This window comes from Paenibacillus sp. OV219 (assembly GCF_900110075.1).
GTDB lineage: Bacteria > Bacillota > Bacilli > Paenibacillales > Paenibacillaceae > Paenibacillus_Z.
Map to the genome: position 1 here is coordinate 117,652 of NZ_FOCJ01000006.1, position 23,030 is coordinate 140,681.

The 23,030-nt window shown below is 50.8% G+C and carries 19 protein-coding genes; 10 read left to right on the forward strand and 9 right to left on the reverse strand.

Annotated elements, in window-relative coordinates; translation table 11 throughout:
- The first annotated feature begins 83 nt into the window (after nt 1-83).
- A complete protein-coding gene (pyrB, locus tag BMY11_RS16290) occupies nt 84-1,004 on the forward strand; it encodes an aspartate carbamoyltransferase (protein ID WP_256217550.1) in 921 nt (306 codons plus the stop codon).
- A gap of 96 nt (nt 1,005-1,100) precedes the next feature.
- On the opposite strand, the gene map is transcribed toward pyrB, so the two are convergent.
- Nucleotides 1,101-1,847 (reverse strand): type I methionyl aminopeptidase, encoded by a 747-nt coding sequence (map, locus tag BMY11_RS16295; protein WP_090578181.1) that lies wholly within the window; start codon nt 1,845-1,847, stop codon nt 1,101-1,103.
- A 139-nt stretch (nt 1,848-1,986) separates the two neighbouring features.
- Here map and BMY11_RS16300 point away from each other — a divergent pair, with 139 nt between their 5' ends.
- From BMY11_RS16300 to BMY11_RS16320, 5 genes are all read left to right on the forward strand, one after another.
- Nucleotides 1,987-4,335 carry an AraC family transcriptional regulator gene (locus BMY11_RS16300; protein ID WP_090578184.1) on the forward strand — a complete coding sequence of 783 codons (2,349 nt, stop codon included), beginning with the start codon at nt 1,987-1,989 and terminating at the stop codon, nt 4,333-4,335.
- 189 nt (nt 4,336-4,524) lie between these two features.
- Nucleotides 4,525-5,466 carry an ABC transporter permease gene (locus BMY11_RS16305; protein WP_256217551.1) on the forward strand — a complete coding sequence of 314 codons (942 nt, stop codon included), beginning with the start codon at nt 4,525-4,527 and terminating at the stop codon, nt 5,464-5,466.
- 14 nt (nt 5,467-5,480) lie between these two features.
- Nucleotides 5,481-6,371 carry a carbohydrate ABC transporter permease gene (locus tag BMY11_RS16310; RefSeq protein WP_090578190.1) on the forward strand — a complete coding sequence of 297 codons (891 nt, stop codon included), beginning with the start codon at nt 5,481-5,483 and terminating at the stop codon, nt 6,369-6,371.
- A gap of 105 nt (nt 6,372-6,476) precedes the next feature.
- Nucleotides 6,477-8,075: an ABC transporter substrate-binding protein gene (locus BMY11_RS16315; RefSeq protein ID WP_090578194.1), complete on the forward strand. Its 1,599-nt coding sequence runs from the start codon at nt 6,477-6,479 to the stop codon at nt 8,073-8,075.
- A 152-nt stretch (nt 8,076-8,227) separates the two neighbouring features.
- Nucleotides 8,228-10,369, forward strand: coding sequence for a right-handed parallel beta-helix repeat-containing protein (locus BMY11_RS16320; RefSeq protein ID WP_090578197.1), 2,142 nt, complete (start codon nt 8,228-8,230; stop codon nt 10,367-10,369).
- 676 nt (nt 10,370-11,045) lie between these two features.
- On the opposite strand, the gene sdaAA is transcribed toward BMY11_RS16320, so the two are convergent.
- From sdaAA to BMY11_RS16340, 3 genes are all read right to left on the reverse strand, one after another.
- Entirely contained in the window at nt 11,046-11,936 is an 891-nt protein-coding gene (gene sdaAA / locus BMY11_RS16330; protein ID WP_090578203.1) for an L-serine ammonia-lyase, iron-sulfur-dependent, subunit alpha, read from the reverse strand.
- A gap of 18 nt (nt 11,937-11,954) precedes the next feature.
- Nucleotides 11,955-12,635, reverse strand: coding sequence for an L-serine ammonia-lyase, iron-sulfur-dependent subunit beta (gene sdaAB, locus BMY11_RS16335; RefSeq protein WP_090578206.1), 681 nt, complete (start codon nt 12,633-12,635; stop codon nt 11,955-11,957).
- A gap of 63 nt (nt 12,636-12,698) precedes the next feature.
- Nucleotides 12,699-13,523: an AraC family transcriptional regulator gene (locus BMY11_RS16340; protein ID WP_371262863.1), complete on the reverse strand. Its 825-nt coding sequence runs from the start codon at nt 13,521-13,523 to the stop codon at nt 12,699-12,701.
- 156 nt (nt 13,524-13,679) lie between these two features.
- Here BMY11_RS16340 and BMY11_RS16345 point away from each other — a divergent pair, with 156 nt between their 5' ends.
- The 3 genes from BMY11_RS16345 to BMY11_RS16355 all read left to right on the forward strand — a co-directional run bounded on the left by BMY11_RS16345 (nt 13,680) and on the right by BMY11_RS16355 (nt 16,273).
- Nucleotides 13,680-14,447: a sugar phosphate isomerase/epimerase family protein gene (locus tag BMY11_RS16345; RefSeq protein WP_256217554.1), complete on the forward strand. Its 768-nt coding sequence runs from the start codon at nt 13,680-13,682 to the stop codon at nt 14,445-14,447.
- Between the two features lie 34 nt (nt 14,448-14,481).
- A complete protein-coding gene (locus BMY11_RS16350; protein WP_090578214.1) occupies nt 14,482-15,501 on the forward strand; it encodes a Gfo/Idh/MocA family protein in 1,020 nt (339 codons plus the stop codon).
- Nucleotides 15,502-15,679: 178 nt separating this feature from the next.
- Nucleotides 15,680-16,273, forward strand: coding sequence for a glutathione peroxidase (locus tag BMY11_RS16355; protein WP_090578218.1), 594 nt, complete (start codon nt 15,680-15,682; stop codon nt 16,271-16,273).
- On the opposite strand, the gene BMY11_RS16360 is transcribed toward BMY11_RS16355, so the two are convergent.
- The 3 genes from BMY11_RS16360 to BMY11_RS16370 form a co-directional block, all read right to left on the reverse strand.
- The gene (locus BMY11_RS16360) at nt 16,266-17,333 is read right to left on the reverse strand and encodes a phosphodiester glycosidase family protein (protein ID WP_090578221.1); all 1,068 of its coding nucleotides are present in this window, start codon (nt 17,331-17,333) and stop codon (nt 16,266-16,268) included. The genes BMY11_RS16355 and BMY11_RS16360 overlap by 8 nt on opposite strands.
- Nucleotides 17,333-17,767 (reverse strand): hypothetical protein, encoded by a 435-nt coding sequence (locus BMY11_RS16365; RefSeq protein WP_090578224.1) that lies wholly within the window; start codon nt 17,765-17,767, stop codon nt 17,333-17,335. Before BMY11_RS16365 ends, BMY11_RS16360 begins: the two co-directional genes overlap by 1 nt.
- A gap of 115 nt (nt 17,768-17,882) precedes the next feature.
- The gene (locus tag BMY11_RS16370) at nt 17,883-18,725 is read right to left on the reverse strand and encodes a phytanoyl-CoA dioxygenase family protein (protein ID WP_256217555.1); all 843 of its coding nucleotides are present in this window, start codon (nt 18,723-18,725) and stop codon (nt 17,883-17,885) included.
- A gap of 156 nt (nt 18,726-18,881) precedes the next feature.
- On the opposite strand from BMY11_RS16370, the gene BMY11_RS16375 reads away from it, so the two are divergent.
- Nucleotides 18,882-19,790 (forward strand): helix-turn-helix domain-containing protein, encoded by a 909-nt coding sequence (locus BMY11_RS16375; RefSeq protein ID WP_256217556.1) that lies wholly within the window; start codon nt 18,882-18,884, stop codon nt 19,788-19,790.
- Nucleotides 19,791-19,835: 45 nt separating this feature from the next.
- On the opposite strand, the gene BMY11_RS16380 is transcribed toward BMY11_RS16375, so the two are convergent.
- A complete protein-coding gene (locus BMY11_RS16380; protein ID WP_256217557.1) occupies nt 19,836-20,867 on the reverse strand; it encodes a CAP domain-containing protein in 1,032 nt (343 codons plus the stop codon).
- 79 nt (nt 20,868-20,946) lie between these two features.
- Nucleotides 20,947-22,986: a beta-galactosidase gene (locus BMY11_RS16385; RefSeq protein ID WP_090578228.1), complete on the reverse strand. Its 2,040-nt coding sequence runs from the start codon at nt 22,984-22,986 to the stop codon at nt 20,947-20,949.
- Between the last annotated feature and the right edge of the window lie 44 nt (nt 22,987-23,030).

Genomic DNA, 23,030 nt, shown 5'->3' on the forward strand with positions numbered 1-23,030 from the left:
TCGCAGTTTGAACGAGCGAAGGAACTCGCTTATAATACGCTAGAGCATCTGTTGTCATCATGAATGAAGGGGGACTTCAAACCGTGAAATCATTGTATCATGTACTTGGCGCGAAGCAGTTTGACCGGGAGGAGCTTGAACAGCTGTTCAACTCGGCGAAGGCGATGGAGGTCGTAGCAGGCGAGGGTGGAACGCAGCGCTTCCCAAACAAAATTATGAGTACGCTTTTCTTCGAAGCGAGCACTCGTACCCGATTCTCGTTCGAATCGGCGATGCACCGCCTCGGCGGACGAGTAATCGGCACGGAGAACGCGAGCCAGTTCTCTTCTGCGATCAAAGGCGAGACGCTTGAAGATATGATCCGGATTATTGCCGGCTACAGCGATCTCATCGTCATGCGGCATACGGATATTGGTGCGGCGAAGCGTGCGGCTGCCGTATCTACGGTGCCTGTCATCAATGCAGGAGATGGTTCGGGGGAGCATCCGACGCAGGCATTACTTGATCTATACACGATTGAGAAGGAGTTCGGCGGCATCGATGGCGTCCATATCGCAATGATCGGCGATTTGACCTATGGTCGGACGGTCCATTCGTTAAGTTACCTGCTGGCGAATTACCGCAACGTACATATTTCATTCATCTCCCCAGACAATGTTCGTATCCCTTCGTATGTGTTGCAGTACTTGGATGAGAAGGGCATTTCCTATGAGGAAACGGCGGATCTGGAGGGCCTTGCAAAGACGGCGGATGTGTTCTACCAGACGAGAATTCAGAAGGAGCGCTTCCCGTCGCCAGAAGAGTATACCAAGGCAGAGGGCAAATATATTATCGACCGGAATCTGCTGGATACGATGAAAGACAAGGCGATGATTCTTCATCCGCTTCCGCGTGCTGGCGAAATCCACCCAGATGTGGACCAGGACCCGCGGGCGGCTTACTTCAGACAAGCTGTGAACGGTTTGTATATTCGGATGGCGCTTATTGAGAAATGTTTTAGTTAAGCTAAGGCGGAAAGTGCATTCGTTTGTCGCTAAGGCGCAAAAAAGCCTCAAGTTTCTAACCGGCAGCAGCTGGTTGGGAGACTTGAGGCTTCTTTCTTATTGCTTCGTCAGGATAATCGGACCGTCTTCCGTAATTGCAATGGTATGCTCATACTGCGCGGAGAGTCCGCCATCGATTGTGCGTGCGGTCCAGCCGTCGCTGTCGATCTTGCTCTGCCAAGCTCCGGTGTTGAGCATCGGCTCGATCGTCATGACCATGCCAGCTTTCAGCCGAATGCCGCGACCGGGAGGTCCGTAATGCGGCACTTGCGGTTCTTCGTGCATGTCGCGGCCAATGCCGTGACCGATGAATTCGCGAACGACCGAGAAGCCACTCTCTTCCGCATACTTCTGAATCGCATTCGACACATCGCCCATCCGGTTGCCGACAACCGCTTGTTCGATACCCTTATACATGGACTCCTCTGTCACCGTAAGCAAGCGCTGTGCCTGTTCGGAGACGTTGCCGACCGCATAGGACCATGCGGAATCAGCCAGCCAACCGTTTAAATTGACAACCATATCAATCGTAACGATGTCGCCGTCCTTCAGCGGAGCTGCCGAAGGGAAGCCGTGGCAGATCACGTCATTGATGGAAGCGCATGTCGCGTAAGCATATCCTTTGTACCCTTTCTGCTCAGGCGTTGCGCCTTGCTTCTCAAGAAATTTTTCGACGAATTGATCGATCTCATTCGTTGTAATGCCAGGCTTAATCATACCCGCTATCTCGCGGTGGCAAGCAGCAAGAATTTCTCCTGCTTTGCGCATATTTTCGATTTCTTCTTTAGTTTTAATTATAATCATACTACACCTCTTTAATGGTCAATTATAAAGAAAAAAATGTCCGGCGTAAAGAAACTAGGGCCGGCTTGGGTATAGAAGTCTTGCTCCTCTAATGACATAATAAAGCTATGCCATAGAAGCTAACGGAAGGGGAGCTTGCATGAAAGGTTTTGGCATTTATAAGTCAAAGAAGTACCTGCAGCGCGTATTAATCTCCATTATGTTATCGATGGTAATCGTCCTCATCGCGCTTACACTCGTCAACACCTACGTGCTGGAGCAATCAGTCCGGCGCAATCAGGAGCAGTCCAACCTGAAGGTGCTGTCACAGATTCAATATAATCTCTCCTACATGAACGAAATCATAAGCCACTTATCGAACTACGTGAATAAGGACAATCAGATTGCCGCAATGCTGTTTGACCAGAAGCTTCCGAAAATGGACTGGATCCGCGGATACAGCCGGCTATCGAGCTACTTGGACAGTTCATCCTTCCTGCATTCCATCGCTGTATACAATCACACGCAAAATGAAATCTATGCGACATCGACTGCTTTTCTGCTCGATGGCGGCATAACGAAAGCGAAAATACGCTCCTGGCTGTTTGATCCGAACAAGCCTCACTCCACTTCACGATTAATACCGGTCAGCCTCGAAAGAGAAGATGGGCAAATCGACGTCTTTGCGTATCTCGTCACGAATTCTTTGAAACCGTTCTCACGATCAGAATCCGCCATCATTCTCTATATTAAGTCGGACTGGGTGTTTAACAGCTTGAAGAAGATGGATGCGGTGAGCAGCCAGGAAGGCGGAGAGATCTATATCGCTGACCAAGACGGGCAGCTCTATTCCTCGGATCTGAAGCAAGCCTCTGCTGGCGTGACGGAGAAGGAACAAATCAAGCAGCTCATCGCCAAGGATAAAGCAGCGAGCAACAAGGCATCCGGGTTCGTCGTCGGCCAAATTAACGGGCAGAGGAATCTCATCTCGTATATGGACGATGGCGTTCGCAATTGGACAATCATCTATGTTCAATCCTATGACAAGCTAATGAAGGATGTTAGAGAAACGCGGATAAAGTCGATCGTCATCGCGGTCGTATTTCTCCTTATCGCAATCGGCATCTCGATTTGGCTGTCGTACAAGCTTTACACGCCGATTGAGCGGATGCTGCGGCGTATTCGGCTCCAACAGCCTGACAAGCAAGGCGGCGGTCAGGCTCAGACGACGTATGAAGGCGATGAATTCCATCTCATGAGCGACAACTATATGCGCCTGAGCCATAAGCTGCAGGAGATTAGCTCAGAGCAGATTGTGAACAAATATTATTTGCGCAAGTTTCTGACCGACAGCAGCCTGTTTACGCATCATGATATGTTGGAGCTCATCCAGAAGCATGGGCTGCAAATATCGGTATCCGACGAAATTGTCGTGTGCGTGCTGCGGATCGATAATTACGCTTCGTTCGACCAAAGTACGACTGGCACTGCGAAGAAAATGTATAGCTTCGCAATCGTCAATATCGCTCACGAAATGATGTCGCGCAGCTATCCTTGCGAGGCGGTGGAGGTGAGGGGCGATCATGTCGTTCTAATCGTCTCTAGAGGGGTAGAGGACGAGAAGGTTCATTTCGGGCAGGTCGTGCCGCTTATCAGTGAAATCCAGCAAACGATCGAGCATTATTATAATCTGTCCCTCTCATGCGGAGTCAGCGATCCGTTCCAGCAATTCCCTTATATCTCAACTGCATATAATCAGGCGCAACAGCTCTGTATGTACAAAATTATCGTGGGTAACAAAGCGATCATTACGTCGGATCAAGTGCAACCTAATTTGACTAACAAGCAGACCGTCATTCCCGACATCATCGAACGGAGGCTGACCGAAGCGCTGAAGAAGGGGCAAATGTCCGAGGCAGGCAGCGAGCTGGAGAAGGCGTTCACGTTGCTGGCGAGGTTCCAGTACGACGACATGCTCCGTGCGTTGTCCAACCTGGCTTGGGCAATGAAGAATGCGGCGGTTGAAATTGCGAACAATCGGCTCATTAAACTAGATGTCGATCTCGAATATGCAACACATTTAACCGAGGAAAAAGAATCGCTGGAAGAGATGTACATTACGCTGCTCTCGCTCTGCGCGAAGATTTGCGAAGGACAGCGGCCTGCCAGCATGGAACGCAATGATATGATATTGGAGACGATCAAAGAGCTGATTGAGCAGAAATATGCGGATATTAATTTGAGCCAGCAGTCTATCGCTTCGACCGTCAAGCTCACCTCAGCATATATCGGTAAGCTGTTTAAGGACAGCACAGGCGTCTCCATTACCGAGTATATGAACGATGTCCGGCTCCGGCACGCTCAGCAGCTGCTCGAGAATGACGATTATACCGTCATCGAGATTATGGAAAAATGCGGTTATGCGAATCCGAGCTATTTCTTCCGTTTGTTCAAAGGGAAGTTCGGAAGCACGCCGAAGGAATATCGGATGAAGAAGTCGATCTCATAACGGGGCAGGTCCGCAAGACGAGGCCGCCGATTCTCACGAAACTAAAGTGAGAACGGCGGTCTTTTTGCGTTTATCTGCATAAATTCGAACATTTTACATGCCGTCGTTACAGCTTTTCGAAGATCGTATTCTATCCGTTATAGAGGATGCCATGGCATGATCAGTGTCAGAAGGAGGCGGTCATCCGTTATGAAATTTTGGTCCCTTACCGGGAGATGGCTCAAGAGAGAATGGATTTATTTGCGCAAAAATCGAGAACTGCTCATGCTAGCGATCCCGGGGATTGTGTACAAACTGCTTATCAGCTATATCCCGATGGTCGGCTTAATTCTTGCCTTCAAGTTTTTCAGGTACGACCAAGGCATCTTCGGAAGCAGATGGGTTGGTCTCGACAACTTCAAGTTCCTATTCAAGTCGCAGGATGCGCTGCGCATTATACGGAACACGCTGCTCTACAACTTTGCTTATATCATACTGGGCACGCTTGCAGCGCTACTCTTCGCACTACTTCTTAATGAAGTATCGGGCCGGATGGTGAAAATTTACCAGACGACGATGTTTCTGCCGTACTTTATCTCACTCGTGCTCGTTGGGTATATCGCTTATGCCTTCCTGGAGCATAAGAGCGGGTATATGAACAATCTTCTCCAAACCTTTGGCCTATCGCCGCATAAATGGTATTTCGAGACGAAGCCATGGATATTCATCCTTCCTCTGGTAGCCGTATGGAAAGGCGTCGGATTCTCTACACTTGTCTACTACGCCGGGATACTTGGGATAAACAGCGAGTACTATGAGGCTGCCAGATTGGACGGGGCTTCTCGGCCGCAGATGATGCTCCGGATCACGCTGCCGCTGCTTAAGCCGCTCGTTATCATATTGTTCATTCTGGGACTTGGCAATATTTTCAGAGGCGATTTCGGCCTGCATTATTTTGTACCGAACAATGTAGGGATGAACTTTCCGACGACAGACATTATCGACACGTATGTGTTCCGCGCGCTGACGAAGCTCGGCGACATCAACTCGGGCGCAGCTGTTGGATTCCTGCAATCCGTCGTTGGTCTCGTGACGATTGTCTCGGCGAACTATCTGGTACGCAGAGTTGATAAGGAGAGCTCTTTATTCTAGGAGGAATACATGCTATGCCGCTAACTAAACAGGGCCGACGTGCCAACTGGTTCATTAACGCCTTCTTCATCATCGTATGTGCGCTCATCACGGTGCCTTTCCTGCTCGTCATTGCCGTATCCATCTCATCTGAGAACAGTCTTGTTCAATACGGGTATCGGTTCATTCCGCATGAAGTGAGCTTCGAGGCGTTCCGAATCGTCTTCAAGGAGCCGAACATCATGCTTCGCGGTTACGGCGTCACCATCCTAATTACGGTGATCGGTACGGTCGTTGCCTTGTTCCTTACTGCGTTAACCGCCTATCCGATCTCTCGGCGGGACTTCCGCTATCAACGTCCGCTTACGTTCTATGTGTTTTTCACCCTACTGTTCAACGGCGGCTTGATCCCTTTCTATATCCTGATGACGCAGTATTTTCACCTCAAGAACACGCTCGGCGCACTCATCATTCCGCTGCTGCTCAGCCCGTACAACATTCTCATTATGAAAGGCTTCCTGGACAAAATCTCGATGGAGATCATTGAGTCCGCCAAGGTGGATGGGTCGAGCGAAACACGGATATTCTTGCAGATGATTTTGCCACTGTCGACGCCTGCTTTGGCAACGCTCGGATTGTTCATCTCTTTCGCCTATTGGAATGATTGGTTTACAGCGCTTCTGTTCATCGACAATGACAAATATGTACCGCTGCAGCTGCTGCTCGTACGCATCCTGTCGCAAATCGAGTTTCTGGCGAATTCTCCGCTCGCGGAAGCGGCAGATAAGCTGCAATTCGCGAACTTTCCGACGCTGTCTGTACGGATGGCGATGGCGATTCTGGCCGGTGGGCCGATGCTGGTTATCTTCCCGTTCTTCCAGAAGTATTTTGTCCGGGGCATCACGGTTGGTTCACTGAAAGGATAATGACGGCGTGATCGGCTATGAAGGGAGGTGAGGGATAACGATTGCGGTTTGTACTTGATTAATTAAAAGGTATGGGGTTAACTAAAATTGAGAGGTGTGTCGTTCATGAAATTGAAATTATCCGGGGCTATCTACAAACTATGTCTTGTCCTATTATGTTTCGGCATTATCGCAGCCTGCTCCAGCAACAATAATTCAAGCACAAACAATGATGGCAAGACGAATACGGCGGCGGATACATCGAACACGTCGACCAATACCGCTGCGGATACGACGAATAACGCGGCAGATACGACAACAGAGCCGGTGAAGGAAGAGCTCCCTGAAGTGAAGCTGACGTTCTACTATCCGAGCAATCCGTCTGGTCCTGATCTGTCACTGGTGAATGATGAAGTGAATAAGTACTTGAAGGAGAAGATCAACGCTACGGTTGATTTGAAACCGCTCTCTTTCGATGAATATGATCCGAAGATGAATACGACTATGGCTTCCGGCGAAGAGTTCGACGTCGCATGGGGCTCGAAGTATTGGCTGCTTAGCTATCAAGCGAATATCGATAAAGGTGCGCTGCTTGAGCTGACAGACGACATGATTAATAAATATGCTCCAGAAGCGCGTGCGAACATTCCAGATAAGTTCTGGCCGGACATGAAAGCCAATGACGGTAAAGTGTACGGCTTCCCTGTGTATCAAGTTGCAGCGAAGACGAAGAGCTTGGTCATTCAGAAACGTTTTGCCGACAAATATAACCTCGATATTAGCACAATCCATACGTACAAAGACATCGAGCCATTCCTGAAACAAATTAAGGACAATGAGCCTGGCATCGTTCCGTTCGGTCTTGGCCAGAATTCATTGGGCTTCTACACGGATCCGGGCTGGGTTGGTACCGATGGTTTAGCAGTCTCCTACAAGAAGGATGACCCGAACTATACGATCCTCACCGGTGAAGAGCAAATCAACACAAAGAAAGAATACTATGAAACGCTGCACAGATGGTACGATGCGGGTTACATCAACGACGATGCTCCGATCTTGAAAAACTTCGGGGATCTGAAGAAAAAGGGTACTGTGGCAGTAGGCATCGAATTTACGACGAAGCCTGGCGGCGAAATGGATGAAATGAACAACAATGGCGGCAACGAAGTGGTGTACGCACCGATTTCCGATACGTACTTCACGGGTATTGCGAGCGCAATGCAAGTCGTTAGTAAAACATCTAAAAATCCTGAGCGCGCCCTCATGTTCATTAACCTGCTCAGCACGGATAAATACCTGTACAACTTGATCTGCTACGGTATTGAAGGTAAGCACTACACGAAGAAAGACGAGAATTACATCGAGCCGATCAAGGATTCGGGCTATGCGCCGAACGTAGACTGGGTATTCGGTGATCAGTTTAATGCATACTTGAAAGCACCGCAAACAGCGGATGTATGGCAGAAGACGATCGATCTGAACAACAGCGCAATGGTAGCGGCGTCATATGGCTTCTCCGTCAACCAAGATCCGATTAAGTCGGAGCTTGCGAATACGGCAGCAGTTAATAATGAGTACGGTCCGGCGCTTGAGACAGGTGCGGTCAATCCGAATGAGATCATTCCAAAATATCTCGAGAAGCTGAAAGCTGCTGGTCAAGAGAAGATTGACCAAGAGATTCAGAAGCAGTGGGATGAGTTCTTGAAGAAGCAAGGGTTGAAGTAAGTAGGGCGTGAAAAGAAATAAGGCTGAATAGAAATAAGACTAAAAAGAAGCAGAGATTAAAAAGCATGTGATGCGAGGAGGCATGGGTGGCGAGAGCGCCTGTGCCTCCTTTTCTATTGCGAACGCGTGGAAATGTGGAGGGAGGAGTACGAGTGGAGTTCTATGTATCGGTCGAGAGTGGCGATGACAGGGGCGGCGGCGCTTCTGCCGGAGAAGCGGTGCGTACCATTGGGCGGGCTAAAGAGCTGGTGCGTGCGAAGCTGGCTGGTGGGTACGCGGAGAACATCACCGTGTGGATTGGTGGCGGTGTGTATGAGCTTGCTGCGCCATTAAGGTTCGATTCGAGAGATGGGGGAAGAGCGGCCGGCATTTCGGTGACGTATCGAACCGTGCCTGGGGAAGAGGCGTGCATCGCTGGCGGTAAGGTGCTGGGCGGCGCTTGTTGGGAGTGCTATCGCGATGGAATTTATCGTGCTCGGCTGGATGGTGTAAGTGCAAGTGCAAGTGCAAGTGCGAGTGCAAGTGCAAGTGCAAGTGCAAGTGCAAGTGCGGTCGTTCACACGCTTTATGAGAATGGTATGCGAGCGGTGAAGGCGCGTTGGCCGAAGGCGGGCTATATCGCGGCTGCCGGGAAAGCGGGGCGCGATGACAGGCGCGGCTTCCGGTTCGCGGAAGGCGACTTGCCGGACGTTATACCGGATGCGGGGGCGCAGGTACATATTTGGCCGGGGGAAGGAGAGTGGAACTGGTTCACGGAGATGAAGACAATCGCGGAGATCGATTGGATCGCGTTGGAGATCTCGTTCGCCGAGCCTGCCCCGTGGGGGATCGACCGCGGCTCGCGCTATCGGATTCAGGGGACGCTGCAGCTGCTCACTGAACCCGGTGAATTCTACTGTGATGAAGCCGAAGGCATGCTCTATTATTATCCTCGGCAGCTGCCAATCGCAGAGCAGTCGATTATTGTACCGACGGTACGGCGGGTAATTGAGCTGTACGGGGAATCGGCGGACAACCCGGTAACCGGCATCTGCTTCGAAGGGCTGACGATTGCCTACTCGGACTGCGCGCAGCAGTACCGCATGCCTTCCTCGAACTGCGAGCGTATGGAGAGCAGAGACGGGCTGATTTATATGGAGAATGCAGTGGGGATTTCTGTGCGTGGTTGCCGAATTATGCAAAGCGGCTTCAGTGGTGTCGTGCTGAATGGATATTGCCAGCGAAATACGGTTGCGGATAATCTCATTGAACATCTGGGCTATAACGGTGTTTATGTGATGGGTTTTGCCCCTGGAGACGGGGATTTTGCAAGCGTTGTGGGGTCGGATGTGAACAAGAACAATGTGATCACGAACAATCTGATTCGCTGTGGCGGCGAGCTGATCGGCCACGGAAGCGGGATCCAGCTCTATCAGAGCGGCTCGAACGAAGTGTCGCATAATGAAATTCATGAGATGCCGCGGTATGGCATTTCTCTGAAAGGGCTGCGCTACGGCGCGATGGAAGAGTCTTATTACGGGACGAAGGTGACTTGGGAGAATCATTATGATTTTGCCCATACAAGGAATAATGTCATTACGTGCAATAACGTGTGGGATGTAATGAAGGATAGCCAAGACGGCGGCATGATTGAGTCGTGGGGAGCGGGCATCGGCAACCAGATTACGTACAACCGGTTCCATCATAGCGGTATTTATTTCTCCTACGGCTTCTGTATCTATCTGGACGATGCCTCCGACTATTACCTCGTCTCGCATAATGTCGTTCACGACCTGTTTAGTAGGGGGAGCGGGACGCTGTGGTTCGTGATTTTCGCCAAAGGGATAGGTAATCGGATCGAGAACAATTTGCTTATCCGCAACGGGGCGAGGGCGGCGTTCGGAACACAAGAGATGGCAGGTGAAGCGAATCGGGACATTTCGTTCGTTCGCAATATTGCGTACGAGTCTGGTGAGGAGCTGTACCATTTTGTTAACTTTGATGACCGCCGGATTCAGGAAGCGGATTACAATTTATACTTCAATGGCGAGAGCTTGCCGACGGTGACGGGCATCTATGGTGACGATAAACGGGGGCATCGCCCGATCGCTTGGGAGGAGTGGCGGAAACATTTGGATGGACGCTATGATGTGCATACGCTGCATGAGGATCCGCTGCTAGTGATCGAATCGTCGAGTGACGGTGCGCTACAGTTCGGGTTGGAGCCGGAATCACCAGCTTTCGGGTTAGGATGGGAGTCGATCGACATGAGTCGGATGGGGCTGAAGGCGTCGTTTTCTTGGCCGAGAGGATAGGTTGATGGAAGGATGTATCCCTGGGAAGCTGGATTGGTGAGGGGGGATAGGAGAAAGAGCAGAAGAGAGTCCTGTTGGGATCTACATTGGTGGGAGCTCGAGGGGTTAGGCGAAAGTAGCTGGGGTGGTGGACTACATTGGTGGGTTATCGGTGGGATGAGTGAAAGAAGCTGGGTTGGTGGACTACATTGGTGGGTTATCGGTGGGATGAGTGAAAGAAGCTGGGTTGGTGGACTACATCGGTGGAAATCCGGTGGAAATAGGAAAAGAAGCTGGTCTGTTGGACTACACTGGTGGGAAATCGGCGAAATGAGGAAAAGTAGCTGGTTTGGTGGACTACATTGGTGGGTTATCGGTGGGATGAGTGAAAGAAGCTGGGTTGGTGGACTACATTGGTGGAAATCCGGTGGAAATAGGAAAAGAAGCTGGTCTGTTGGACTACACTGGTGGGAAATCGGCGAAATGAGGAAAAGTAGCTGGTTTGGTGGACTTATTAGTCATACAAGAAGGGTACTCCGTTCCCCTCTTGAGTGGAAAACCAGCGAGAATATCCAAAGAAGGGTACTCCGTACCCTTCTTGAGCGAAAAACCTGCGAAAACACCCAAAGAGGGGTACATCGTACCCCTCTTATCACTACGCACGGCACCGCTTATTAACGGTGTCGCTTTTTCCTAGCTACGATGAGGTTTTCTTATGTTCCCGGAGCTCTTTCATAATTTTGCGGCCGGTTGGCGTTGTTGCTAGGCCGCCGCCTGCTGTCTCGCGGTGGATCTCCGGCATCGCGGAGCCGACCTCGAGCATCACTTGAATCACTTCGTCCGACGGGATGACGCTGCGGACGCCGGCAAGAGCCATATCCGCGGCGGCGAGCGCGGACACTGAGCCGAAGCCGTTGCGCACGATGCACGGAATCTCGACGAGGCCGCCGACTGGGTCGCAGATGAGGCCGAGCGTGTTCTTGAGCGCGAGTCCGACCGCGTGAATCGCCTGGGCAGGCGTGCCGCCGCGCAGCTCGACGAGCGCGCCTGCCGCCATGCCGATGGCGGAGCCGACTTCGGCTTGGCAGCCGCCCTCTGCGCCAGAAACGAACGAATTGTTCGCGATGACGTAGCCGATGGCGCCTGCCGCGAACAAGCCGTAAACGAGGCGCTCATCGTCCCATCCGAAGCGCTCCTGGCTGCTGACGAATACGCCTGGGATGATGCCGCAGGAGCCGGCGGTCGGCGTCGCAATGATGCGGCCCATCGAGGCGTTGACCTCCGAAACGGCTAGAGCATACGCCATCGCGTTGCTGGCATGCTCGCCGAGGCATGCCTCTTCGTGCTGCCGATGGGCGACGACGCGCTGCGCATCAAGGCCGGTCAGCCCGCTCCGCGACGTTGTATTCTCATGAAGGCCACGCTGCACCGCCTCTTTCATGACGTCGTAGTAGGCGGACATTTTGCTGAATTCATCCTGCTGCGATCTGCCGGATTCTGCGCTCTGTTCCTCCAACATCAGCTTGCCAATGGATAAGCCGCGCTCCGCACAGAGCGCGCCGAGCTCAGCCAGCGTTCGAAAGTTCATCGCAATCATTCGCCTCGCTTACACTGAATTAAGATCAATCTTGGAGATCTCCTGCACATGATCGATACTCCTTAGCTCACCGATAATTGAGTCGGGCAGCATACCGTCCAGCTCGAGCACGGTCAGTGCCTCGCCACTTCTGCCTTTGCGGTCGACGGACATATGGCCGATATTGACCCCTTCGGCACCCAGCAGTGAGGTGACATCTGCAATGATACCGGGCCTGTCCTTATGCAGAATAACGAGCGTCGGATAGTTGCCGGTTATCTTCACCGCAAACTCATTCAAGTCGACGATCTCGATGTTGCCTCCCCCTATAGATGTGCCGACAAGCGACAGCTTCCTCAGCTTCGGAACACTCGTTTCGAGCAGAAGCTTTACCGTATTCGGATGAGAGAACAGACCTTTCCCTTGCCCGAAAATAGCTTCAACACCGCTCGCTTCGGCTATAGCAAGAGCTTCCGGAATTCGTCTATCATCGGTTGCGAATCCAAGCAGGCCACTCACAATTGCAATATCGGTGCCATGCCCTTGATAGGTCGCCGCGAACGAGCCGTAGAACAGAATTTCTGCCCGCTCCGGAGCGGAGCCAAGCAGCTGATTCGCGACAAGACCGATGCGTACCGCTCCCGCCGTATGCGAGCTGGACGGCCCGACCATCGAAGGCCCAATAATGGAGAACACATCTTTAAATCGCAAGCTGCCCGCCGCCCTCCTGCACCATTTTGACATAGTGTTACCCAAGGGAGGGGCCTCAACTCATTATTGGATGCGGTAAACAGCCGGGGACACGCCATACTTCTGCCGGAACACGCGGTAAAAGTAAGAATAGCTGCCGAAGCCGCATGTTTCGGCGATTTGTTCCAAGGTCATTGTGCTGTACTTGATTCGTTCGATCGCCATGGATAAGCGGACATTTTGGGTATACTGTATGATGGTCATGCCATAGCATTCCTTGAAAAGGTGAACGGTGCGCGAGACGCTTAAGCCCACATGTTTAGCAATATCGGACACGCTGAAAGAATCAGCTGCATGCTCGTCGATAAAGTTCTTCATTCGGGTCGCGATGAAGGATTTGCCCTGTAGGTCGGATTGCGTCGTAATCGCTCGATCTAGACCGAGGCAGAGTGCGCGGAGCAAGTAGTCGGCGAGCTCTGTATCCTCCGCTTCAAAGCGCCGTTTCTCTAGAATAAGAGCCTGCCAAATCGATAGCCAACGCTCGTCTGGCACGACTTTCACTTTGCGGGGGCGCTCCTTTCGGCTCCACCACTCATCAAGCCAGCTGCCGCGACAGATCACGTAGTAGTCTCCGCTTTTGACGCTAGCGTTGCTATGTATCTGGGCTGCCCCATTCTCCGCATCGCTATTCGGTGCGATAACATTCAGATGGTAGGCATCGCCAGGCCTGAAGAGAAGCAGGTCGCCAGCTTCGATGCGCTGCATTCGTCCGTCCACGAGCGCCTCGCAAGTGCCTTCGGTTTGCAAGCGGAAGAGATAGGCACGCAGACTCCCGTGGTTCGTGATTTGGAAGGGTTGAGTGTGATACGAGTAGCTGCAGCTCATAATTTCGGATAACAATTGTTCCACCTCATTTTGTAGCAAGATTGTACATGTTATTGTTATATAATACATCTCGAAAGCACTCAAATTCTACTATAATGAGTGTCAGATTGGTAAACTTACAGTTGCTATGCGTTTCATCAGGAGCGCTAGCTAAACCGTCCCGAAAGGAAGAGATTAATCGTGAAAATCGGTTTGCAATTATTCACACTGCGTGACGAGTTGGCTCAAGATTTTAAAGGCACGCTTCGTCAAGTAGCGGCTATGGGTTATGAGGGCGTTGAGTTTGCTGGATATGGTGACATTCCTGCTGAAGAAATGAAAGCATTGCTTAATGAACTTGGCATTGAAGGCTTCGGCAGCCACGTTGGCTTGCAGCAGCTTGAAGAGAATATTGAAGGCGAAATCGCGTACTTGAAAACAATCGGCGCGCGTTATGCGATCCTTCCTTGGGTTTCCCCTGAGATGGTAGCCGGCGGCGAAGCGTTCTGGCGCGATCTGATCACGAAGCTAGAGAATTTCGGTAAAAAGTTCCATGAAGCAGGCATTGAATTCTGCTACCATAACCATGATTTCGAATTTGCGCTGAAGATTGACGGCGAATTCGTATTTGATGCGATGTACACGAAGGTTGCAGCTGACCTGTTGAAAGTGGAAATGGATATCGGCTGGGTACAATATTCGAACCAAGATCCAATCGCTTATATCGCGAAGTATGCAGGCCGCTTGCCGCTGCTTCACTTGAAAGACTTCCGCAAAGGCAACCCAGGCGAGCAAATCGATACCGTCGAGCTTGGCAACGGTGACCTCGCGCTGAACGATATTATCGCAGCAGCAAATAAAGCAAACGTGGAATGGATCGTTGTCGAGCAAGACAGATGTGCGAACCCGCCGCTTGAATCGGTACAAACGAGCATCAACTGGCTCCGTGAGAACGGGCACAAAGCTTAAATCCATCATTTGATTAAGGGAGATATACGCTATCATGAGTAAAGTTAGAGTAGCCGTTGTAGGTAACGGCGCAATTGCAATCCGTCGTCACATTCCTGAGTACGCAGCAAATCCAAACGTAGAATTCGTCGCTTTCGTTGACCCGGTTATCGAGCGCGCTCAAGAGCTCGCAGAGAAATACGGCGCAGAAGCATTCGCAAGCTATGAAGAAATGCTTAGCAAAGTCAAACCAGACGCAGTTAGCGTATGTACGCCTAACTACCTTCACGCTCCAGTAACAATCGCAGCAGCTAATGCTGGCGCACATGTTCTGGTTGAGAAGCCAATGGCTTCGACTGACGAAGAAGCGGCTGCGATGATCGAAGCTGCAAGCAAGAACGGCGTTTACTTGATGGTTGGTCACAACCAACGCTTGATGCCTCCTCACGTGAAGGCAAAAGAAATTCTTAATAATGGCTCGCTTGGCCGCGTTCTTACATTCCGCACGTCGTTCGGCCACCCAGGTCCGGAAGGCTGGAGCGTAGACGGTAAAGGCAGCTGGTTCTTCCGCAAGCCGGAAGCGATTATGGGCGCTATGGGTGATCTCGGTGTACATAAATCCGACCTCATCCGTTACCTGCTTGATGACGAAGTCGCTCAAGTAACGGGCTACATCGGTACGCTGGACAAAGAAGGCACAGACGTAGACGATAACGCTACTTGCCTCCTTCGCATGAAGAGCGGCGCAATCGGTACGCTTGTTGCGAGCTGGACTTACTACAAAGGCGAAGACAACAGCACAGTGTTCTGGTGCGAGAACGGCGTTCTGAAGATCGGCACAGACCCGCATGATCAAATCATCGTTGAGCTGCGCAACGGCACAGTTGAGCGTTACAACGTTGGCGCGATTAGCACAAACGACAAGCAAGAATCGAGCGGCGTTGTTGATGCGTTTATCAACTCGATCGTAACGAAGACGAAGCCAAGCATTTCCGGTGAAGAAGGCCGCAAATCGCTAGCCGTTATTCTTGGAGCATTTGAATCGCAAGCTACTGGCAGAGTCATTAGCCTGTAATAGAAGAAAACCTCCGGTTCTGCCTGAAAGGGCGGAGCTGGAGGTTTTTTTATTTAAGCCGTTTAAGACGTTTTTTATTAGGTTTTCCTATAAAATTTATTCGGTTTATATATTATTTCAATAGAATTTCATGTGTTATTGTAATAGCTGAACGAACGGAATAGGGAGGGAGCTACTCATGTCTATATACCATTTTCAAGTGAACACCATATCTGGCGGCTCGATTGAGCTTTCCGAATACCGAGGCAAAGTTCTTCTCATTGTCAACACGGCCAGTAGATGCGCTTATTCTCGCCAATTCGCTGGTCTCCAAGAGCTGTACGAAAGTTATAAAGAGCGAGGGTTTGAAGTTCTCGGATTTCCTTGTAACCAATTCAACGCGAAAGAGCCAGGGAGTAACCCGGAAGTGCGGGAGTATTGTGAGAATCACTTTGGAGTGACGTTCCCGTTGTTTGAAAAAGTCGAGGTTAGGGGCGAGCAGGCACATCCGTTGTTTCCATTTTTAACAGAGCAGGCTCCCTTTCAAGGTTTCGATCCTCGAACGCCAGATGGTCAAATGATGCAAAACTTTGTAAGTGAAAAATATCCTGACATTTACGCTGGTGAAGGAATCAAGTGGAATTTCACCAAGTTCTTGATTACTCCGGATGGTCAGCTGCATGGCAGATACGAAACAACGACGGACCCATCCGAACTTGAACCAATCATTCAATCCTTGCTAGAAGATAAAGGCTGCCCAGATTTGCTCGGACAGCCTACTCCCATTATTTGAAAAACAAAAAGTGCGTCGGCAGAGGCCGCAGCGTGCCGTCAGCCGGATGGTTAATGATGCGTCCGTTGAAGATGAGCGACGAAGACCCGCCGCCGTCAAGGTTGTAGCCGTCGATTGCTCCGAATCGTGCGAGCAAGTATTGCATCTCCTCCAGCGTTGCGCCGGAGCTGCCTGCTTCGTTGCGACCGTCGATGACAAGGAAGAGCAGTTGGTTATCCTTGTAGTTCGCGATAACGGTGCGCGGAGCGCGGGAAGGGCTAGTCTGCCACTTGGCTGGAATCGGCATGGGTACGCCGTTCTTCATGAGCACAGGTACGAAGGAAGCACCGAACTTCAGCTTCTTCGCATCGAGATCACTCTGATCCGTTACTTTGCCGCCAACGAGCTTCAGGCTCTCATTAATTCCGACGAAGAAGAGATCTTTCTCCGATGGCTGGAAGCCACCGAGATACTGACCATTCAGCACCGTTGTGCTGAGTGGATACCGTTTGCCTGCTTGGTCAGCGAAACCTCCGGCATTCACGCCCGCGATCGCATTGTATCTCCGCACAGCAGACAGTGTCGTCTCGGCGCTGCCATATTTGTCATTGCCGAGCACCATCTTCATACCCTTCGATGATTTCAGCTTCACCTTCATGGCATAGCCGCTGAAATATTGCGCATTAATCGTGAACAGCTGCGCAGTCAGCTTGTCGGATTGCACCTGTTGAACCGGTGAGCCGATCTTGCGCGTAATGCGGCGGTCATAGATAAGCGCCGGACGACCTAGCTGGGAGCGGGTCAACACGACGACAACATTCAAATTCTCATTCATGGCATGGTACTGCTTCACGCTCTTCTTAATCGAAGAAGCGGTATGTAAGGCCATCGCCTTCGCTTGATCGAGGCCGCTTATGACTGTATTCGTCCCCTCTGGAATGGAAGCACGCATAGCAGTATCCTTCGGGAAGGCGGAGTCCGTCAGCTCAAAGGACAGGTTCGTGCCAAGCAGCCATATCATCATGCCGATAAAAGGGGCAAGCGACACTAACATGAGCCGATTTAATTGTTTGGCCGTCATTATTTGAGCACATCCAAACTTTTCTTCAGCTCATTCAGCTGTTTCTTCACTTCGGCAATTTGGCTGTACAGCTTGTTGCTGTTATCGGTTTTGCTGCTCATATTGTCTTTGGAGAACTCGAGCAGCTCGTTCAGTGCATCGACTTTACTCTGAATTTTACCAAGCTCCCCATTGAAATTCGTCGTAAGCTCATCCAACTGCTTCTTATAATCAGCCTGCATGGCGGTAATCTGCTGTGCGGTCTGTAGGTTGACCTGATCGGTTAAGTTCTGCTTGAGCTTGCCTGCATACCAGATCGTTCCGAGCAAGCCGGAACCAATGAGAAGAACCCAGATGAAGAGAAACAGCGGTACGGATAATCCTTTCTTACGTGTCTGTCTGTTCCGCTCGTAGCTGGCCGCGGATCTTGTTTCATAACCTGTATTTGTTTCCATAAGTAATCAATCTCCTATTTCGGTAAGCGCTGGACTTCTATTTTACCATAAGAGATTGATAGAGAAGAAGAGCTCTCTCTGCGTGAACAGAAAGAGCTCTTCATAGTCGTAAGGCTTATGCGTTCTTGTTATACAAAACCGGATTAAGTGGGGAAGCAGCAAGCTCGCCTGGTTTGATGCCTGGGAACCAGCTATTGAGGTCGCTTCTGCGTGCATTGCTATCTGGTTCGGCAACGATCATATCGTCTGCGATATAGATGATCGTCATTACTTCGCGCATCCGATCCGACGGATTGCCTGGAGCGGAGTGAATCGTCCAGCCAGCGTGGAAAGTCGCATCTCCTGCATCCATCGCACCATAGTTGGTCGTCGGCAGCCCTTTGCCAGTTACATAGGAGCCGATCGTCTTATGCGATTCATCGGAAATATCTTGTCGGCTCAAGTAACCGCTTTGGTACGACTCGTCGACGAACGTCATGGAGCCGATTTCTTCGGAGACCGGAACGAGCGGCATCCACAACGTAATGGATTTGTTGTTGCTGAGCGGCCAGTACGTCTGATCCTGATGCCACGGTGTATGACCGCCGCCTGGTTCTTTGAACAGCGCCTGGTCATGGTACAAGCGCACGCCATCTACACCCATCAGCTCAGCTGCGATTTTGGCAAATCGTCTCGCATATGCGAAACGCTTCGCAGATTCGCTCATTTCGCACAAGTTCGTAATTTGTATGAATGCTTTGCCGTAGGTGTCGCGCTCTTCGACAGGCTTCGTCTGATTATTGTGTTCGCGGACGACACCTTCGAGAATCGGTTCATAAATGTCCACTTCTTCCGGCTTCAGTACATTTTTTAGAAAAATATGGCCGTTCTTCTGAAACGACGCGATTTGCTCCGCCGAAAGTTCATAGTCCTCTGCTAAAGTTGGCAATTGAGCCAGGTTCGTATTTGCTTCCATCATTATCGCTCCCTTATTTCATACTCGCATGCAATATGATCCTATTATAGCGCTTGAACGGTTTCAGCTTCTTTGTTCCGATATCTTATCCTTTTTGTCAAAAACAACTGTGTTTATTACAATAGAGAGAGCATAGCTTCAGGAGGGGAGCGTAACAAGATGATGTATTTATCCGAAATGATGGCGAAGCGCCCAATCGTTCCGTACATACGGGAAGGGGATTTTGCCATACGCAAACCGTGGACGTATCCGGAGCGCAGGCTGCTCGATTATTTAATTGTGTATTTTCAAGAAGGCTCATGCTTGTTTACAGTTGACGGCGTGCCTTATGAATTCGGGAGCGGCGAGTTTTGTCTTGTTCAACCGGAGAGCTTGGTCGTATTGGAGGGACGGACGAATACGATCACGCCTTTCGTTCATCTCGATTTCTTCTACGACGAGCTCAGGGAAGAGCGGTTCCCAACAAGGGGTGGACAGACAGACTTAACCGCCTATGCGCATCTCCTGCAGCCGAAGCTCAATGATTTCAATGGAGTCAACATTCCTGTTAAGCTGACGCCGAAGAAGCCGATTGTGCTGCGGGATAAATTTATTGAAATGGTCAAATGCTGGCAGCACCGCGATCCGATCATGCAGCTTCGTGCGCAAGCATTGGCGACCGATGTCATTCTGGCGATACTGGAAGATCACACGGACTTGAAGGAAGCGGAGAAAGCAGCACCTCAACCGCTGAATTGGATCACATCGTTCTTTTCCTTCAATCTGTCCGAGCATCTGACGGTGAATGAAATGGCAAAGCGTGCGAACTTATCTCCATCCAGGTTTAGCGCCAAGTTTCGCGAGCAATTCGGCGTTCCGCCTCATCGCTACTTGCTGGAGCTGCGCATCGCTCACGCGAAGGAGCTGCTTGTCTCATCCGAGCTGCGTCTGGAGGAAATCGCAGAATATTGCGGTTTTGCGGATATTCATCATTTTACGAAGGCATTCAAGAAAATGACTGGCGAATCGCCTGGCTCCTATCGAAAGCTGCATACGAATGAATCAAACGAAACGAGCATTGACCGTTAAGATACGGTGCAATGCTCGTTAGGTTATACTGCGATATTAAACAGCTTACGGACTGATAAACTGCTGCGTCCAGTATGGGCTCATGTTGCCGCCTGAGGCATAACCGACGCCGAGCTTCGTAAAGTTAGGGCTAAGAATGTTAGCTTTGTGACCAGGGGAGTTCATCCAAGCGGTCATAACCTCCTGGACGCTCTTCTGACCTGCAGCGATATTCTCGCCGGCATACGAATAGTTGATGCCGAATTGCTTCATCATATCAAATGGGCTGCCATACGTTGGTGAATCATGCGAGAAATAGTTTTTGTCGCGCATATCTGCCGATTTGGCTTGAGCACTCTTCGACAGCGGATCGTAAAGCGACAATGCCGACAGACCGGCTTTAGCACGCTCTGCATTCACTTGCTGCAAAATTTGCTGTGCAATGGATTGATTGCCGCTGGAACCTGCATTGCCTGAACCTGCGGTATTTCCAGTGTTACCTGTGTTACCGGTATTGCCCGTATTACCAGTGCCAGTATTACCAGTGTTACCGGTTGGATAACCTGTTTTGCCGCCTGTGCCATAATTATAACCGCCACCTGTGTTACCCGTTGTGCCCGGAGTGACTTGACGCAGCTGGCCGTTTAGCCATTCATACCATTGATTATTGTTTATATTGCCCAAATTGCCTAAGTTGCCTAAGTTGCCGAGATTACCTTGAAGAGTGCCATTATTGGAATAAGCATTGTAACGATGATCGTTGTTGTTAAGTGGCGTACTTGTGCCATTGTACGAATAGCCGCGGTACGTGTTGTTGTTATTGTTGTTCAAATTGCCGTTGTACGTATTGCCATACATGTTGTTGCGGTACGTACGGTTGTTCAGCGGCAGCAGCTTGTCTGCCGTGTTCACTGCTTTTCGCTCCAGATACCTCACGCCATTGCCGGTCTTGTTCTCCAAATACCTCACTTCATGGCCTGCCCTGTTGGCCGCTTTGTAGGTGTTGTTCGGACCAGGTCCAGACACTGCATTATAAATCAGAACACCTACGCCGACTGCTAAACAAATACCTAATAATGTTCCGAAAAATCTTCTCATTTGTCTGATCAAGCTCCCTTCACACCCACTAATATGTTCAGCGACGCGAGGGGCTATGCGATCAGGGAATGAGGCAATATCAAGCAAATTGCTCAATAATAAGGACGCCGTAGCCAGCCAGCGGGACTTGGCCGGTAGCTGTTTCACCGGTTAGCAGGTCGACGCCGGCGTATTCGCCAAGCTCGACGATTACTTCTGCCCTATTGTGATTTAGAACGAACAAGTAGGAGCGGTCATCCTGCGAACGCAGCGTCACTTCAACGCCTGGCTGCTTGCCAGGAAGGGGCTTAATGCTGCTGCTGTCACACAATGCGCCAAGGAAGCCTTGCAAGAAGTCGGCATCCGGACTTGACGCCACATACCACGCTTCGCCGCTGCCGAATTGGTTGCGGGTTAGCACCGGCGTTCCTTTATAGAAATCATCGCCGTACACAGCCATCACTTCTGCGTTTTCGGCATGAATGAGATCACATAGAATCGAACAGCTGTACTCGCTGTCGCCCTGCAGCTGCTTGCCTAGTGTTTCCTTCATAACAATTCTGTTGTGCTGCCCTGGGAATAACGCGTCGATCTCCTCTGCCCATATGCCCAGCAATCCTCGCAGCTCTCCCGGATAACCGCCGAGCGTTACCAAGTCATTCTCATTCACGATACCGCTGAAGAATGTCGTGACGAATTTACCGCCTGCAGCGACATAAGCTTCAATTCGCGCAGCCATGCCGGGCTTCACCATATACATGAGTGGAGCTAGCACGATGGCATAAGGACAGAGATCGTCCTCGAATGACACGATGTCGACTTGATACCCTTGTTCATGCAGGGCGCGGTAATATTTATGAACTTCATCTACATATTTGAGATCAATGGTCGGACCGCTCGAATATTCAATCGCCCAGCGGTTCTCCCAATCATACATAATGGCGATGCGGCTAGGCAGGCGCGAGCCAAGCAGCTTCGTGCCAAGGCTGTCCAGTTCCTTGCCGAGCTGCGCGCATTCGCGGAATACGCGCGTATGCTCATGGCCGACATGCTCGATAAGCGCACCATGATACTTCTCACAGGCGCCGACGGAGCGGCGCAGCTGGAAGAACATAACGCTGTCCGAGCCATGCGCCACCGCTTGATAGCTCCATAATCGCATAATGCCTGGCCGCTTCAGCGTGTTGTAAGCCTGCCAGTTCTGCTGGCTTGGTGTCTGTTCCATGAGCAGGAACGGCGCGCCATTCTTCAAGCCGCGCATGAGGTCATGCGTCATGGAGGTGAAGCTCGTAGGTGTATCCATGGAAGGGTAGTTATCCCAAGCGATAATGTCCATATGCTTCGCCCATTTGAAATAATCGAGCGGCTTATAAGAGCCCATCAGATTGGTTGTTACTGGCATGTCAGGCGTAACCGCTTTAATCGCATCATACTCAAGCTTGTAGCAATCAAGCAGGCTGTCGGAATTGAAGCGGGTGTAATCAAGCGATATGCCTTGGAAGCAGGTACGGTCTGACGACCATTGCTCCGACCGTGCGCTAGGCAGAACGATCTCTTCCCATTCGTAGAAGGTATGTCCCCAGAATCGGGTATTCCACTGCTCGTTCAGCTTGTCCAGCGTGCCGTATTTGTTGCGAAGCCAGTCGCGGAATGCGGCTTCACAGTTATCGCAATAACATTCGCCGCCATACTCATTGGAAACATGCCAGAGCAGCAGGGCAGGATGGTCTTTATAACGCTCAGCAAGCTTGGAGGCAAGCCGAGTAGAGAGGCTGCGGTACACCGGACTATTCGGGCAGGAGTTATGGCGTCCGCCGAATTTGCGCTGTTTGCCGTCAAACTCGGTGCGCAGCACTTCTGGATATTTGCGCGCCATCCAAGCTGGATGTGCGCCTGTGCTTGTAGCCAAACACGCATATATGCCATTCTTGTGCAGCATATCCATAATGCGGTCAAGCGTCTCGAAATGATAGGTATCAACGCTTGGCTGAAGCATCGCCCAGGAGAATACGTTCACTGTTGCAATATTCATTCCCGCCATCGGAATAAGCCGCATATCCTCGGGCCAAATGCTTTCGTCCCACTGTTCCGGGTTATAGTCGCCGCCATATAACATTTTGGGCAATTTAGTCGTATCCATCAGTGTGAATCTCCTTTATGCAAATGAGATGATAACAGCTCTAT

Coding starts and splice junctions, on each gene's coding strand:
- map (WP_090578181.1), bottom strand. CDS start 1,847: ATGATTATAATTAAAACTAAAGAAGAAATCGAAAATATGCGCAAAGCA.
- BMY11_RS16300 (WP_090578184.1), top strand. CDS start 1,987: ATGAAAGGTTTTGGCATTTATAAGTCAAAGAAGTACCTGCAGCGCGTA.
- BMY11_RS16305 (WP_256217551.1), top strand. CDS start 4,525: ATGAAATTTTGGTCCCTTACCGGGAGATGGCTCAAGAGAGAATGGATT.
- BMY11_RS16310 (WP_090578190.1), top strand. CDS start 5,481: ATGCCGCTAACTAAACAGGGCCGACGTGCCAACTGGTTCATTAACGCC.
- BMY11_RS16315 (WP_090578194.1), top strand. CDS start 6,477: ATGAAATTGAAATTATCCGGGGCTATCTACAAACTATGTCTTGTCCTA.
- sdaAA (WP_090578203.1), bottom strand. CDS start 11,936: ATGAACTTTCGAACGCTGGCTGAGCTCGGCGCGCTCTGTGCGGAGCGC.
- BMY11_RS16350 (WP_090578214.1), top strand. CDS start 14,482: ATGAGTAAAGTTAGAGTAGCCGTTGTAGGTAACGGCGCAATTGCAATC.
- BMY11_RS16355 (WP_090578218.1), top strand. CDS start 15,680: ATGTCTATATACCATTTTCAAGTGAACACCATATCTGGCGGCTCGATT.
- BMY11_RS16360 (WP_090578221.1), bottom strand. CDS start 17,333: ATGACGGCCAAACAATTAAATCGGCTCATGTTAGTGTCGCTTGCCCCT.
- BMY11_RS16365 (WP_090578224.1), bottom strand. CDS start 17,767: ATGGAAACAAATACAGGTTATGAAACAAGATCCGCGGCCAGCTACGAG.
- BMY11_RS16370 (WP_256217555.1), bottom strand. CDS start 18,725: ATGATGGAAGCAAATACGAACCTGGCTCAATTGCCAACTTTAGCAGAG.
- BMY11_RS16375 (WP_256217556.1), top strand. CDS start 18,882: ATGATGTATTTATCCGAAATGATGGCGAAGCGCCCAATCGTTCCGTAC.
- BMY11_RS16380 (WP_256217557.1), bottom strand. CDS start 20,867: ATGAGAAGATTTTTCGGAACATTATTAGGTATTTGTTTAGCAGTCGGC.
- BMY11_RS16385 (WP_090578228.1), bottom strand. CDS start 22,986: ATGGATACGACTAAATTGCCCAAAATGTTATATGGCGGCGACTATAAC.